The organism is Amycolatopsis sp. NPDC043885, assembly GCF_056435685.1.
Map to the genome: position 1 here is coordinate 47,500 of NZ_JBWKEA010000014.1, position 15,043 is coordinate 62,542.

At 69.1% G+C, this 15,043-nt stretch carries 12 protein-coding genes and 1 riboswitch; of the genes, 2 read left to right on the forward strand and 10 right to left on the reverse strand.

Going from position 1 to position 15,043, the window contains the following annotated elements; genetic code table 11:
- Positions 1 to 12: 12 nt before the first annotated feature.
- The 6 genes from AC069I_RS31420 to ileS form a co-directional block, all read right to left on the reverse strand.
- On the reverse strand, positions 13 to 1,377 hold the full coding sequence (locus tag AC069I_RS31420) for an aminotransferase class V-fold PLP-dependent enzyme (RefSeq protein WP_478227153.1): 1,365 nt from the start codon (positions 1,375 to 1,377) through the stop codon (positions 13 to 15).
- Positions 1,378 to 1,409: 32 nt separating this feature from the next.
- Positions 1,410 to 1,524, reverse strand: a riboswitch (SAM riboswitch).
- A 128-nt stretch (positions 1,525 to 1,652) separates the two neighbouring features.
- Entirely contained in the window at positions 1,653 to 2,336 is a 684-nt protein-coding gene (locus AC069I_RS31425) for a M23 family metallopeptidase (RefSeq protein WP_478227154.1), read from the reverse strand.
- Between the two features lie 131 nt (positions 2,337 to 2,467).
- Positions 2,468 to 3,946 (reverse strand): potassium/proton antiporter, encoded by a 1,479-nt coding sequence (locus AC069I_RS31430; RefSeq protein WP_478227155.1) that lies wholly within the window; start codon positions 3,944 to 3,946, stop codon positions 2,468 to 2,470.
- Positions 3,947 to 4,058: 112 nt separating this feature from the next.
- A complete protein-coding gene (locus AC069I_RS31435; protein WP_478267051.1) occupies positions 4,059 to 4,742 on the reverse strand; it encodes an ArsR/SmtB family transcription factor in 684 nt (227 codons plus the stop codon).
- A 43-nt stretch (positions 4,743 to 4,785) separates the two neighbouring features.
- Positions 4,786 to 6,390: a penicillin-binding transpeptidase domain-containing protein gene (locus AC069I_RS31440; RefSeq protein WP_478267052.1), complete on the reverse strand. Its 1,605-nt coding sequence runs from the start codon at positions 6,388 to 6,390 to the stop codon at positions 4,786 to 4,788.
- Positions 6,391 to 6,602: 212 nt separating this feature from the next.
- Complete coding sequence (gene ileS / locus AC069I_RS31445) at positions 6,603 to 9,764, reverse strand: isoleucine--tRNA ligase (RefSeq protein ID WP_478267053.1); 3,162 nt, start codon at positions 9,762 to 9,764, stop codon at positions 6,603 to 6,605.
- 402 nt (positions 9,765 to 10,166) lie between these two features.
- Here ileS and AC069I_RS31450 point away from each other — a divergent pair, with 402 nt between their 5' ends.
- Both AC069I_RS31450 and AC069I_RS31455 read left to right on the forward strand, forming a co-directional pair.
- Positions 10,167 to 10,379 (forward strand): hypothetical protein, encoded by a 213-nt coding sequence (locus AC069I_RS31450; protein ID WP_478227158.1) that lies wholly within the window; start codon positions 10,167 to 10,169, stop codon positions 10,377 to 10,379.
- 249 nt (positions 10,380 to 10,628) lie between these two features.
- Entirely contained in the window at positions 10,629 to 12,437 is a 1,809-nt protein-coding gene (locus AC069I_RS31455; protein WP_478267054.1) for an FUSC family protein, read from the forward strand.
- Here the strand turns inward: AC069I_RS31455 and AC069I_RS31460 are convergent.
- The 4 genes from AC069I_RS31460 to AC069I_RS31475 all read right to left on the reverse strand — a co-directional run bounded on the left by AC069I_RS31460 (position 12,434) and on the right by AC069I_RS31475 (position 15,005).
- Positions 12,434 to 12,991 (reverse strand): hypothetical protein, encoded by a 558-nt coding sequence (locus AC069I_RS31460; protein ID WP_478267055.1) that lies wholly within the window; start codon positions 12,989 to 12,991, stop codon positions 12,434 to 12,436. The genes AC069I_RS31455 and AC069I_RS31460 overlap by 4 nt on opposite strands.
- 97 nt (positions 12,992 to 13,088) lie before the next feature.
- Complete coding sequence (wag31, locus tag AC069I_RS31465; RefSeq protein WP_478227161.1) at positions 13,089 to 13,946, reverse strand: DivIVA-like cell division protein Wag31; 858 nt, start codon at positions 13,944 to 13,946, stop codon at positions 13,089 to 13,091.
- Positions 13,947 to 14,000: 54 nt separating this feature from the next.
- The gene (locus tag AC069I_RS31470) at positions 14,001 to 14,276 is read right to left on the reverse strand and encodes a YggT family protein (protein ID WP_005155180.1); all 276 of its coding nucleotides are present in this window, start codon (positions 14,274 to 14,276) and stop codon (positions 14,001 to 14,003) included.
- A 114-nt stretch (positions 14,277 to 14,390) separates the two neighbouring features.
- Positions 14,391 to 15,005, reverse strand: a complete 615-nt coding sequence (locus AC069I_RS31475; RefSeq protein WP_478227162.1) for a cell division protein SepF — start codon at positions 15,003 to 15,005, stop codon at positions 14,391 to 14,393.
- Positions 15,006 to 15,043 lie beyond the last annotated feature (38 nt).

Here is a 15,043-nt window from a genome sequence, read left to right on the forward strand (position 1 = left end):
GAGGATAGTGGGTCAGGCGCAGAACGGGGGAAGTTCGCGCGGATCGTTCTCCGGCACCCAGCGGCCCTCCGGCTTCTCGTACTGCCAGCGCGCGCCGCGGGCGACGATCTGGCGCAGCGCCAGGACGATCCGGTCCACGTGCTCGGTGGTGCTGCCGAGGCCGAGGCTGACCCGCACGGCCTGCTGCCCCGTCGCACCGGCCACGGCGATCAGCCGCTTCGTCGCCACGTGCGCGCAGAACGCGCCGTCCCGCACACCGATGCCGTACTCCGCGGACAGCACCGCGGCGAGCCAGCCCGGGTCGAAGCCGTCGACGACGAAGCTGAGCGTGCCGACCCGGTCGACCGGCGCGTCGAACAGCCGCAGTTCGGCGAAACCGGGGATGGCGGCGAGGCCGCGACGCAGCCGCGCCAGCAGCTCCTCCTCGTGGGCGACGATCCCGCCCCAGTTCGCGGCCAGGGTCTCGCAGGCGACACCGAGCGCGTAGACGCCGACGGTGTTGGGCGAACCGGCTTCGTGCCGCTCGGCGCCGGAATTCCAGACCACGCCGAGGTTTTCGGAGTCACGGGTGACGAGCTTCGTCGCGCCGCCACCGGCGAGGTACGGCTGAGCCGCTCGCAGCCAGTCGGCGCGGCCGATCAGCGCGCCGGCACCGAAAGGCGCGTACAGCTTGTGCCCCGACAGCGCGACGTAGTCGACGTCGAGATCGCGGATCGAGATCTTGCGGTGCGGCGCGAGCTGCGCCGCGTCGAGCGCGATCCGGGCGCCGTGCCGTCGCGCGACGGCCGCGATCTCCTTGACCGGCAATAGTTCCCCGGTCACGTTGGACGCTCCGGTGAGCACCACCAGGCGCGGGCCCTGCGGGCAGTCCGCGAGCGCTTCGTCCACGGCGGACACCGCGGCGAGGCGGGTCCGAGGGGTTTCGATCCGGCGGACGTTCGGTCCCTTCCACGGCAGCAGCGCGGCGTGGTGCTCGGTGTCGAACACGACGACCGACGTGTGCTTCGGCAGGCTGCGCGCGAGAAGGTTGAAGGAATCGGTGGTGTTGCGGGTGAACACGACGGTGTCGGTCGACCGCGCGTCGACGAAGCCGCGCAGGATTCCGCGCGTGCGCTCGTAAAGCTTGGTCGAGACCTGCGAGGCGAACCCGGCGCCGCGGTGCACGCTGGCGTACCAGGGCAGGAATTCGTCGACCGCGGCACGCACCTTGTCCAGGCAGGGGGCGCTCGCCGCGTGATCGAGGTTGGCGTAGCCGATGTCGCCGCCGGTGACCAGCGGGACCCGCAGATCGGCGCACGCGACCGTCGGGATTTGGTGCGTGGCAACGGTTTCAGCAACTTCAGCGGGAGCGCTGGTGCGTTCGAGTGCGAGAGTCATCGTCATCCTCCGGGTCAGGGGACCCGACGAGGATCCCGCGCTTGCCCGTCGCACCACGCGACGAGCCAGGTCCTCACCCGGGGCACCCCACCGCGGTAGGAGGGTTGCCGGTCAGCTAGCCGGGGCTTGACGCTGACACTCGTGACCTAGGAACGAAGTTAGCGGATGAGCGGGCGATCGAGCCAGCCCTCGTCCGCATCTTGAGACGCCGCTCACGTGCTCCGCAAGCGGGAAGAACCGCTGCCCGGCGCCGCGCCGCGCCGGGCAACGGCCGGTCAGACCCGGAATCGGCCGGGCAGCGGGACGGTCGCGCGGGAGGAGACCTCAGTCGCTGTGCCGGAGTACTGATCGGTGCCCGCGGTGAACCGCCAGCCGCCGAAGGTCTTGCCGTCGACGGCTTCGCCGTAGGCCTCGGCGACCTTGGTCGAGACCTCGTCGTAGGACAGGCCGTTCCAGTTGCCCGCGCCGACCCCGAAGTCGCGCGAGTCGCCGCCCTGCACGGCCGCCGTGGGCAGGGTCCACAGGGTGAAGTGCACATGGGCGCCGGTGCTGCTGCCACCACAGGGCAGCGCGTTACCGGTCCGGCCGAGCGCGTCGCCGGGGGCGACCTTCTGGCCGTCGGTGACCGCGATGTTCTCCAGGTGGTAGTACCCGGTCCGCCAGCCGCCGTCGTGGTCGACGGTCACCCAGTCGCCACCGGAGCAGTGCTGGATCCGGACCGTGCCCGCCAGCGGGGCGCGAACGGTCTTGTCCCCGGGGCTGAAGTCGATGGCGTTCTTCACTCCGGACGTCCCGTTGTCCGAGTGGATCCCCGCCGAGTAGACCGACTGGCCCGTGTCGAAGGGGAGCCCGAACGCGGGAAAGGCCCCGGCCGCCGTCGCAGTCGGGGCGGCGAGAACCACTCCGACGAGCGCCACAGCGGCCCCCAGACCGGCGAACCGCACAGGAAGTTTCGTCACCTTACGTACTCCTTACCCCGTGACACTCACCCATTCGATGGAGTCAGTTGCGGGGAAAGTAATTCAAAGGGAGTACGAAAGGGAAGAATTTTCTGAGATCAACCGACGAACAGCTGGTGCCGGTTCGTGACCTACTGGCCGGATTCGCCCTTCCACCTGGCGAGGCGGCCTGCGCGGTCGACGGCCCGCAGGCGTCGTTCGGCCGCGTCACGGGCTTCGGCGGTCGTCACGACGAGTAACTGGTCGCGTTCCTGGAGCCTGGTGTTCTTGTTCGGCGTGAAGCCGGAGCCGTCTCGGACGAGGAGGCTGATCGTCGCCCCCACCGGCAGCCGCAGTTCGGCCAGGTACACGCCGTGCATCTTCGATCCCGCGTGGATCCGGACCTGCAGGAGTTCCGCGCCCATCTCGTCGAGCGGCGCGGAGTCGACGTCGATCTCGTGCGCCTCGGCGTGCTGGGCCAGCCCGAGGATTCTCGCGAGCGGGGTCAGCGTCGCCCCTTGGAGCAGTGTCAGCACGATGACCAGCACGAACACCGCGTCGACCAGCTGCTGCGCGCCCGGCACCCCGGACGACAGCGGGATCAGCGCGAGCACGATCGGGACCGCACCGCGCAGCCCGGCCCAGGACAGGAACACCTGTTCTCGCCAGGGGATCTTGAACGGCAGCGCCGACAGCAGCACCGACAGCGGGCGGGCGAGCAGCAGCACGACCGCACCCGCGACCAGGCCCTGGACCAGGCTTTCGAAGATCCTGCTCGGCGAGGCGAACAGGCCGAGCAGCACGAACAGGCCGATCTGCGCGAGCCAGCCGAGCCCTTCGGCGAAGGACAGCGTGTCCGACCGGTGCGGCAGCTTCGAGTTCCCCAGCACCAGGGCCGCCACGTAGGTGGCGAGCAGGCCCGACGCGTGGGCGAGCTGCCCGCTCGAGTACGCCACGACGCACACCGCGACCGTGGCCAGCGGGTACAGACCGGTGGCGGGAAGCGCCGCCCGGCGCAGCGCGAACACCCCGCCCCAGCCGAAGGCCAGGCCGATCACCAGCCCGGCGGCGAGTTCGTAGACCACCAGCAGCGGCAGCGACCAGTCGATGGTCGTCCCCTCGGCGAGGACGACGACGGCGATGTAGGCCGGGGCGTCGTTGATCCCCGACTCGATCTCCAGCGCGCCGACGAGCCGCTTGCCGATCCCCGCGGATCTCAGCACCGAGAAGACCGCGGCGGCGTCGGTCGAGGCCAGTACCGCGCCCCACAGCAACGCCATCCGCCAGTCCAGGCCCAGTAACCAGTGCAGGGCGGCGCCGGTGACCGCGATGCTCACCACCACGGCCACTGTGGACAGTGCGATTCCGATGCCCAGCGAGGGTTTCACGGCCGACCACCGGGTGGTGAGGCCACCTTCGGACAGGATCATCACCAGCGCGGCGAGGCCGAGCGACTGGGTCAGCTCGGGGTTGTCGTACTGGATGCCGAACCCGGCTTCGCCGAGCAGGACCCCCATGCCCAGGTACAACAGCAGCGAAGGAAGGCCGACCCGGATCGACACCCGGACGGCGATCACGGCGACGAGCAGCACGGCCCCGCCGGTGCCGAGAATGAGCGGGAGTTGCTCCATGTCGCCTCCCGTTCCGGTCGCCGTGAGGGCTCCAGAATAGTGAGGCGGTGCTCGTCACTCGTCCGTGTACCGGCCGAAAACCGTCCGGACAGCCTGTGTTACAGACTGTCCATTACGGACTGCGCAGGGCCACCAGGTCGACGCCGAGTTCCGCGAACGGTTCTTCCGCCGCGGGCAGGACTTTCACCGCGCGGTTGCCCTCACGGGACAACCAGCCGGCGCTCACTCCGTGAGACAGTAACGCCGCGGGGGCCCGGCCCGCCAAATGATCACGCCGGACCGTCCAATCCAGACAGTCACGCAGCATCGGGCGGCGGCCGCCGTCGATCTCCACCCCGAGTGCGCCGAGCACCTCGCGGCCGCGATCGGTCAGCGTCAGGCCGCCGGCGTCGTCGATCAGCCCAGTGGCGAGCATCCCGTCCCGCAGCGCGACGCCGACCGTCCCGGCGAGGTGGTCGTAGCAGGTCCTGGCGAACCCGAGCCGCTTCACCCGCACGGACGACCGCAGCCCCTTCACCGGCCGATGCTCGGCGTGCTGCGCCAGATGCTCGATCAGTTCCGCCACCCGGGGGTCGGCTATCCGGACGTAACTGTGCCTCCCCTGCTTGACCCGCACGACGAAGCCTGCCTCGGTCAGCTTCGTCACGTGCTCGCTCGCAGTCGACGCGGCCACCTCGGCCGCGCCTGCCAGCTCGGTCACCGTCCAGGCACGCCCGTCGAGCAGCGCGAGGCACATCGACGCGCGGCTCGGATCGGCGAGCACGGCCGCGACCTCGGCCAGGGCGATCGTCTCCATGCGTCCACCGTAGAAGACCCACGGTTCGGCGACCGCCGAAGCGTCAGCCTGCCAGGAACTTCGCCGCCAGCTGCACCGCGGGTTTGGAGTCGTTGGAACCTTCGAGCATGACGGCGAAAGCGACGTCCCCGCGATAGCCGACGAACCAGCCGTTGGCGTCCGCGCCCGACCCGAACTGCGCCGTCCCCGTCTTGCCGAAGACCGCCCCGCTGCCTTTCAGCGCCTTCGCGGTCCCTGTCGTGCAGACCTCGCGCATCATCGCGCGGACCTGGTTCAGCACTCCGGCCGGCGGGGCCTGGTACCCGGCGTTGACCTTGGTCTCCAGCCCCTGCCACAGCTTCGGGACCACCGGCTTCCCCGTGGCGACCGTCGCGGCCATGAGCGCCGCACCCAGCGGGCTGACCTGGACCCTGCCCTGCCCGATCCCGGCTTCGACCTGCTCGTCACCGCTGCCGGACGGCTCCACCTTCCCGGTCTCCGTCGCGAGGCCCGGGATCTCGAAGTCGGCGTTGAGGCCGAACTGGCTTGCGGCCCTCGCGAGTCCGTCCGCGGGCAGCTGCTTGGCGAGCCGCCCGAAGGTCGTGTTGCACGACGCGGCGAACGCCGTCTTCAGCGGGACGGTCCCCAGGTCGAACCCGTTGTCGTTCTTGAGCGTGCGGGTCCCGATCTGCTCACTGCCCGGGCAGGCCAACGGGGAGTCGGCGGTGACCCCGCCCTGCTGCAACGCCGCGGTCGCCGTGGCGATCTTGAAAGCCGAACCCGGCGAGTACAGGCCGTTGAGCGCATCCGGCCGGTTCCCGGCCGCGCCGTTCTGCGCGACCGCCAGGAGTTCGCCCGAAGTCTTCATCGCGACGATGATCGCCGGCCCTCCGAAGCCGTCGACGGCTTTCTGGGCGGCTGCCTGAGAAGCCACGCTCAAGGTCGAGGTCAACGGTTTGCCGGTCTCAGCGGTCTGCCCGAAGAGCGTTTCGACCGGCTTCCCGGAGGCGTCGACGCGCGACACGGTGACGGTGGCCGGGGTTCCGCTGCCGCCGTTCTGCTCGGAGGCGACCTTGGCCAAGGCCCCCTGCAGGATCGGCGCGACGCCCGCCGCGTCGCCGCCGACGAGGGCCTTGCCGTCGCGGTCGGCCACGACCGGTTGGGCCGAAACCGGGGCGACGGCGAGCCGCTGCCCGGCTTCGAGCTTCGGGTGGATCACCGACATCGCCCAGCGGACGACCCATTTCCCGGCGTTGCGCACCAGGTCCAGCTTGCCTTCGTATTTCCAGACGCTGCCGCCGGCGAACGTCCACGCGGCGTGGAAGGTGGCCGACGTCGAGGGCGCGTCACCCGGCGTCGTCGGGACCTCGCCGAGAGACGTCTTGACGGACGCCCCGTTGAGCGTGTTGCGCGTCCCCGCCCACGCGGTCGTGGCCTCCGCCGGATCGTCGACCGGGGCGGTGGTCAGGTCACCCATGTCGAACAGCCGCAGAAACCGGCCGGCGACCTGCGCGGGGCTGTCCTGCGCGTTCGCGGTGGACTCCCCCGGGCCGACGGCGGCCGCAGGCGCCCGGTCCTCCTTGACCAGCAGCACCACCGCGGCCACCACGATGGCGACGACCGCCAGCGCGGCGCCGATCAGGATCCCTCTTTTCCGGGCAGGACTCATGGATTCGCTCTCCCCCATACGGCGCGCCCCTCGCGCGCCCCCGGGCGCCAGCCTGCCGATTTCCCCCGCGCAAGGCGCGCTTCCGGCGGGAAAGCGGCTATACCGAATCCTTTTCGTGATCCCGGTGATCGGGACCCGCCCCGGAATGCTATGAAAGGTCCTTTCCTTGCAAAATTTGCAAGGAAAGGACCTTTCATAGCGCTCGCGCGAGGTCAGGCCTTGGCGACCGCCACGGTCACCTTGGTGCCCTCCCCGACCGTCCCGGCCGAGCCGTCGGCGACATCGCCGTAGGCGACCGAAGTCGCCAACGTCTCCGAAGCGATGAACTCCTCGTGCGTCTTCGCGGCCGTGACCACCTCTTCCGGCGCGTCGACCGTCAGCGCGATCCGGTCGGCGACGTCGAGCCCGGCGTCACGGCGGGCCTGCTGCACGACCCGGACCAGGTCACGGGCGAGGCCTTCGGCCGCCAGTTCGTCGGTCACCTCGGTGTCGAGCAGCACCAGTCCGGCGCCGCCGGGCAGTTCCGCGGCCGCGCCGCCGCCCTTGGCGACCAGACGCCGGTCGTACTCGCCTTCGACGAGCTCGATCCCGGCGGCCACGACGGCGCCGCTCTCCGAGGTCGTCCACTCACCGGCCTTGACGGCCTTGATCACCGTCTGGACGTCCTTGCCCAGCCGCGGCCCGGCGGCGCGGGCGTTCACCGCGACCTCGAAACCGCCGTGCGCGGCGACATCCGTGGTCAGCTCGACGGACTTGACGTTGACCTCGTCGCGCAGGATGTCGGTGAAGTCGCGCAGCGAGTCGGCCTCGTGCGCGGCGACGACCAGCTTGGCCAGCGGCAGCCGCACCCGCAGCTTGTTCGACTTCCGCAGCGAGAGCGCCGAAGACGCCACCTGGCGCACCCGGTCCATCGCCGTCACCAGCGCCGCGTCGGCGGGCAGGTCGAGCGCGTTCGGCCAGTCGGTCAGGTGCACCGAACGGCCGCCGGTCAGCCCGCGCCAGACGACCTCGGTGGTCAGCGGCAGCAGCGGTGCCACCACCCGCGACGTCACCTCCAGCACGGTGTGCAGGGTGTCGATCGCGTCCTGCTCGCCCGCCCAGAACCGGTCGCGCGACCGGCGCACGTACCAGTTCGTCAGCACCTCGAGGAAGTCACGAACGGTCGAGCAGGCACCGGCGACGTCGTAGGTGTCGAGCGCGTGCTCGACATCGGTCACCAGCTCGTGCGTCTTCGCCAGCACGTACCGGTCGAGGATGTGCTTCGAATCCGTGCGCCACTGGCCTTCCACACCCTCGGCGTTCGCGTAGAGCGCGAGGAAGTAGTACGAGTTCCACAGCGGCAGCACGGCCTGGCGGACGGCGTCGCGGATGCCCTTGTCGGTGACGACCAGGTTCCCGCCGCGCAGGATCGAGCTCGCCATCAGGTACCAGCGCATCGCGTCGGAACCGTCGCGGTCGAAGACCTCGTTGACGTCCGGGTAGTTGCGCAGCGACTTGGACATCTTCTGGCCGTCCGAGCCGAGCACGATCCCGTGCGAGATGCAGGTGCGGAACGCCGGCCGGTCGAACAACGCGGTCGCCAGCACGTGCAGGACGTAGAACCAGCCGCGGGTCTGGCCGATGTACTCGACGATGAAGTCACCCGGGTAGTGGTGCTCGAACCACTCGGTGTTCTCGAACGGGTAGTGCACCTGCGCGTAGGGCATCGAACCCGAATCGAACCAGACGTCCAGCACGTCCTCGATCCGGCGCATGGTGGACTTCCCGGTCGGGTCGTCCGGGTTGGGCCGGGTCAGCTCGTCGATGAACGGCCGGTGCAGGTTCTCCAGCCGCACGCCGAAGTCGCGCTCGATCTCGTCGAGCGAGCCGTAAACGTCCGTGCGCGGGTACGCCGGGTCGTCCGACTGCCACACCGGGATCGGCGTGCCGAAGTACCGGTTGCGGGAGACCGACCAGTCGCGGGCGTTCTCCAGCCACTTGCCGAACTGGCCGTCCTTGACGTTCTCCGGGTACCAGGTGATCTGCTGGTTCAGCTCGACCATCCGGTCCTTGAACTCGGTCACCGCGACGAACCACGACGAGACGGCGCGGTAGATCAGCGGATTGCGGCAGCGCCAGCAGTGCGGGTACGGGTGCTCGTAGGTCTCGTGGCGCAGCAGGACCGCGCCCTGACGGCCGGCGGAACCGGTGCCGTTCTTGAGATCCTTGATGATGTTCGGGTTGGCGTCGAACACCTGCTGGCCCGCGTAGTCCGAGACGGTCGCGTCGAACTTGCCCTGCGCGTCCACCGGGGTGACCGGCACGATGCCGGCCGCGTCGGTGACGACCTTGTCCTCTTCACCATAGGCGGGCGCGATGTGGACGACACCGGTGCCGTCCTCGGTGGTGACGTAGTCCGCGGACAGCACGCGGTGCGCGTTCTCGTGTCCGGTGAAGTACGGGAACGGTGGGGCGTAACGGGTTCCGAGCAGTTCGGTGCCGGTGTAGTGCCCGACGACGGTCGGCTCTTCACCGAGTTCGCGGGCGTACGAGGCGACGCGCGCTTCGGCGAGCAGGAACCGCTTGCCGTCGCTTTCCACCACGACGTACCGCACGTCCGGGTGCACCGCGGTCGCGAGGTTGGACGGCAGCGTCCACGGGGTCGTGGTCCAGATCAGGAGGTAGGTGCCGTCGAGCTCGTTGTCATTGCCCTCCAAGCGGAAACCGACCGTGACGGCCGGGTCCTGGCGGCTGGCGTAGACGTCGTCGTCCATGCGGAGCTCGTGGTTGGACAGCGGGGTCTCGTCGCGCCAGCAGTAGGGCAGGACGCGGTAGCCCTCGTAGACCAGGCCCTTGTCCCACAGCTGCTTGAACGCCCAGATGACCGACTCCATGTAGGACAGGTCGAGCGTCTTGTAGTCGTTGCCGAAGTCGACCCAGCGGGCCTGGCGGGTGACGTAGTCCTGCCATTCGCCGGTGTAGCGCAGCACGGACTCGCGGCACGCCTCGTTGAAGACGTCGATACCCATCGCGTCGATCTCGGACTTCTCGGTGATCCCGAGCTGGCGCATGGCCTCGAGTTCGGCGGGCAGGCCGTGGGTGTCCCAGCCGAAGCGGCGCTCGACGCGCTTGCCCTTCATGGTCTGGTAACGGGGAACCAGGTCCTTCACGTACCCGGTGAGCAGGTGACCGTAGTGCGGGAGACCGTTGGCGAACGGCGGGCCGTCGTAGAAGACGTACTCGTTCGAACCGTTGACGCCGGGGTCGCGGGCGTCGATCGAAGCCTGGAAGGTCCGATCGGCTTCCCAGTACGCGAGGACGCGCTTTTCCGACTCGGGGAACGAAGGCTGGGACGGGACGCCGGTCTCGCCGTCCATCTGTGCCTTGGGATACATCTTCGGTGCTCCTCGCGGTTCGTCTCTCTCGTACGGGCTCGCGCCCACACGGGGACGAGACGGCCGTTTCCGGCGCGTTCCGCGGTACCACCCCGCTTGCCCGGCCGGTGGTGTTCCGGCTGGGCCGCTCATTCGACGGCTGTGACGGGCCGTACCCGTCCGGTTCTACTGAGGGCTCGTCTGTTGAGGACACGGGCCCTGTTCTTCCGGAGGCTCCCCGGTGATGGCCGGATCGGTGCCAGTTGATTCAAGGGTAGCGCGCGGGGGCAAGCGGGTTGTCCGGGGCCCGGATCGCGAAGCGCCCGTTCTCGATCTCGACGTACTCCTGCTCCGCCTCAGCGCCATACTGCGGACATGGGGCGAGCCGAGTGGTTGACCCGGCAGTCGGGGAGTTCAACGGCGTTGACCGGTGAACACATCGAGGCCTGGGTCGGCGTGGAAATGGCTCTGCGGGAGGACGTGGCGGGAACCAGCCCGCAGTTCGCCGACCCCGACATTCCTTGCCTCCAGCTGTACTGGCTTCAAGCTTGGCCGGCCGACGGCGGCGCGATGGGGATCGGCACTTACCAGGACGACGACGGATTCGGCCTCCGCAGCAGCTCATCGAGCAGGTGACCGTCCTCCGGCACGAAGAAATCCTGTCCGGATCCCTTGGCGCGCGGGCGTGCAGGTCGTTATACAGGCGCCGTTGATGAAGGAATCGGGACGTTGAGTGTCCCGATTCCTTCATCAACGCACGGTCATCCGCTCTCGGACCTTGATCAAGGCGCGCCACTGCAACCACCGAGCAGTCCCGCAGAAGGCCCGACTTGCCGTCCCCGCCACCGCATCTAGGTTGACGGGTATGTCGTTCTGCGAGGCCCGGTGAAAGGGCCCGGACTCCTCATCGTCCTGCTGGTGGTCCTCGGCGGTGTCAGCGGGCTCGGGTTCGCCCTGGGACTGGGCAACGCGGCCGTCCTGGCGGCCCTCACCGCGCTCTTCTGTCTCCTGGCGGCGGTGGGCGGGCCGCTTTGGGCAGATCTGCGGTTGCTGGCGTGGTTCGCGCCCGCGCTGATCCTCGCGGTCGGGGTGCCGCGGTTGCTGGGCGAGGTGTCGCAGTGGGCGGCGATCGGGCTGCTGGTGGCGATCGTGGTCGTCGCCGGGCTGTTGCCCGTGCTCGGAGCACGGTTCGTCACGGTCGGGCTGGGGCTCGGGATGGCGTCACTGTTCGGGTACGGCTTCCAGCTGACGGGGACGGCGTCGGCGGGGCAGATCCTGGGCGCGCCCACGCTCGCGGCGGGCGTCGTGATCCTGTTGCGGGCGTTGATGGGCGCGAAGGATCCGGCCAAGCCGACCCGTGAGGCGCTGGCCGACGCGCTCGCGGCGGGCTCGTCGGAAACGCAGGAGCGCGCGGCGAGGCTTTGGCTCGCGGACCGGCCTCGTCGCTGGACCGGCCAGGTCCTCGGCGGCATGTTCCGCTATCGCGCGGCCACCGGGTTGCTGGAGATCCGCCGGAGACGACTGAACAGCGAAGAAATCGTCCAAACGCTCGACGCCGCCAAGGAAGAAGCCGCCAGGCTCGCCGACGCCGTTCGGGGCCCGGCGGCACCGGACGAAGTCGAACCGGTGCGGCGCAAGGAACCCACCGGACTTCCCGGTGCCACGGCGAGGCTCGTCACCGCGCTCTGGGAGGCTCTCGAATCCATCCGGACCGCAGCGGCCGAACGGGACGAGTCGCGTGTGGACGTGCCGAAAGGACTCCGCAAGGAACTGCGCCGGATCGAGTTGAGCGGCGCGTTTTCCTGGCGGTCGGCACAGTTCCGGCACGCGCTCCGCTGCGGGCTCGGCGTCGGGGTGGCGCTGGTGGTCGCGAGTTTCCGGCCCGGCGACCCGCTCACCGTGTCGTTCCTGCTCGGCACTTTCGCCATCATGCAACCGGAATGGCGGGACAGCCTCAGCAAGGCCTGGCAGCGGATCGGCGGCTCACTCGGCGGCGCCGTCGTGCTCACTCTCGTTCTTTGGCTTCTGCCAAAAGGGTTTCTGCTTCCGATCGGGCTCGTCGCGCTGCTCGGCGGGTTCTCGTTCATGCGGACGCGTCCGTCGATCTTCAACGGCTGCATGGTGCTGATGTCGGTCGGCATGAACGCGACCACCCGACATCTCGACCCGCGCTACGTACTCGTCGAGTACCTGCTCCTGATGGTCCTCGCCGGCGCCATCGCCCTGCTGTTCGGTTTCGCCGCGATCCCCGGCGTGCCGAAACCCGGCCCTGCGGAACGGTTCGAAAGCGCCGTCGGCGCCACCCGCGCACTGCTCGGTTCGGTGGCGCGGAAACTACGCGGCGAGGACGTCGACCCGCGGACGCTCGGCCGCGAGTTCCGTACCGCCGCGGTCGCGCACCACGGCCTGCTCGCCGCGGAGCCGGGTACCAAGGAACCCGCGCCCGGCCAGCGGGACGCGCTGGAGAACGCGGCCGAAGCCTTGCGAGGTCTGTCCGTCACGGCGTCGTCGCTCTTGCTGCGGCCTGGTTCGGCCGGAGCGGCGGACGCCGTCGCCGAGGCGGCGCGCACGCTCGGGACCGAGGAGGCGGCGGAGATCCCCGCGCCACACGACGCGGACGAGGAGCTGCGCCTGGTGCTCGACACGATCGCCGCCGACGTCGTGGCTGTCGGCGAAGCGGCCCAGAAACTCTAGGCCTTCTCGCGGTGTTGTCCGGCGATCTCGGCGTCGGGCGTGCACAGCGCGCACGGCGTGAAGCCGAGCTGCCGCGCCTCGCCGATGCCGAGCGGGATCGTGTCCCGGGTTTCGAGCCACTCGCACGATGTCACGTGATAGCGCGGGTACTCGTCGACGACGACGACCTCGATCTCGAGTTCGGAGACGACCGCCACATCCGCGGGGTCGCTCTTCTCCTCGCCGGGGTCGCCCCCACGCTGAGGCTCCGGGGTGTCTTCCGCGTCGCCCAGTTCACCGGCGGCGGGCATCAAGACGGTCTGCTCGACGTCCTCGGGTTTCTTTTCCTCACCCTCGGCGGACTCGTCGTCGGAAGCGTCTTCGGCCGAATCATCCGCCTCTTCTTCCGCGGGAGCGCGCTTCTTCCGGCGGCGCAGCAGGTCGAAGAGGAGCAGCAACCCCGCGACGACGGAGACGCCGATGGAGATCCAAGCCCACAGGGAGTTCGCGGTGATGAGCGCCGCGACGAGCAGCCCCAGAGCCGCCAGTACCAGTACCAGGACGATGTAGAGCACGGTGAATTACAACACGAGGGCCAAGCGAAACGGCCCCGACCCTCCGGAGAGTGCCGAGGCCGTTCCACTGTGTAGAAACAAACCGGGTGGAACCGGATCAGCCCGCTTCGGCCCGCGGGCCGAACGAGTAACCCTGTCCGCTACCGGAGGACGAGGACTGCCCCGAGGTCGACGAAGACGCCGACGCGGGAGCGGCCGAACCACGGTCGTCGAGCTCACGCAGCTGGGACTCGAGGAACCCGCGCAGCCTCGTGCGGTACTCCCGCTCGATCGTGCGCAGCTCCTCGATCTTCTTGCCCAGCGAGCCCTTCTCCGCGTTCATGTTGTTCATGGTCTCGGTGTACTTGCGCTGAGCCTCGCGCTCCATGGTCGTCGCCTTGTCGCGCGCCTGGCGCTCCAAGGTCTCGGCACGGGTTCGCGCGTCGTTCAGCATCGTCTCGGCGCGCGTGCGCGCCTCGTTCACCATCGAGTCCGACTTGGACCGCGCGTCCGACAACAGCTGCTCGGACTTGGTCCGGGCTTCGGCGAGCATGCCGTCCGACTCGGTCTTGGCCTCGGCGGTGAGCCGGTCGGCCATTTCCTGCGCCAGCCCGAGCACCTTAGCGGCCTGGACGTTGGGCTCCCCGTTGTCCGGCACCATCGAGTGGGCCTGGGTCTGCTCCATCGCCGACTGCGGCGGCACCGGCGCCAGGCGGCGCGACGGCTCGTCGCGTACCTGCGGCGGCGGGCCGACGGCGCCGGCCTTGGCGTTCTCGAGCTCACCACGGGTGGTCTCGAGCTCGTTGTCGAGCTGTTCGACCTGCTGCCGCAGCTCGTTGTTGTCCTCGATCAACCGGGCAAGCTCGGTCTCCACCAGGTCGAGGAACGCGTCCACCTCGTCCTCGTTGTAGCCCCTTTTGCCAATGGGCGGCTTGCTGAACGCGACGTTATGCACGTCAGCGGGGGTCAACGACATCAGATCACCTCACGCACTCCATGGCCTGCAGGTCCACCGGGGCTTCCCCGAAAATCACCCTGGCGTTGCCAGCTGCATCGCGAAGAACACAACCAACAGCAGCACCATAATCGATAAGTCCAGTCCGACGCCGCCGATTCGTACGGTCGGGATGATTCGTCTGAACAGACGAACCGGTGGGTCGGTCACTGTGTAGATGGTCTCGAGCGTTACCGCAACCCCTCCGGCAGGACGCCACTCGCGAGCGAAAGCACGCACGAGCTCGACGACGATCCGTGCCGTCAGCAGGAGCCAGAAAGCGAACAGCACGTACCAGACGACCAGCAACACAGCATTCACGTAACCACTCTGCCATGCCTCGCGTCAAAAGACGCAGTTGACGGGCCGCGGATGGCGATGAGTCGACAAAATCACATCCGGCTGCGCTCAGCGGTCACCGGGTGATCAGCCGCGCAGGAACAATCCGCCTTCGGCAATCCGTCGGCGGTCCTCCGCGGTGACATCCACATCGGGCGGTGAGAGAAGGAACACCTTGTTGGTGACCTTGTCCATCGATCCGCGCAACGCGAACGCGAGCCCCGCGGCGAAGTCGACGAGACGTTTCGCGTCCGCGTTCTCCATCTCCGTGAGGTTCATGATCACCGGGATGCCTTCCCGGTAGTGCTCCCCGATCGCCCGCGCTTCCGCGTAGCTCGTCGGGTGCAGCGTCGTGATCCGGCTCAACGGGTCGCGGACCGCCGGACGGACCGGCTCCGTGACCGGCCGCAGCCGCGCGACCGGCTCCGGCTGACGGTCCATCGCCAGCGCTCCGTGGACGGCAGGCTCCGGACTGGCCACGGAGCGTGACCGAGGCCGCGGCGCGGGCTCGTCATAAGTGTCATCGACATCCCGGTAACGTCCCCCCCGTGACCGGGCCGGTGGCTCGTCGTCGTAGTCGTACTCGTCGTCGGCATATTCCTTTGGGGCGTAGCCTCGCCGGTAGTCATCCTCGACGTCATAGCCGTCTTCGTCCGCGGGCACCATCCCGAAGTAGGCCTTCAGCTTCTGCAGCGCGCTCATGCCTCTCCCTAGCCTTAGCCGCGTCCCGCACCGTACTC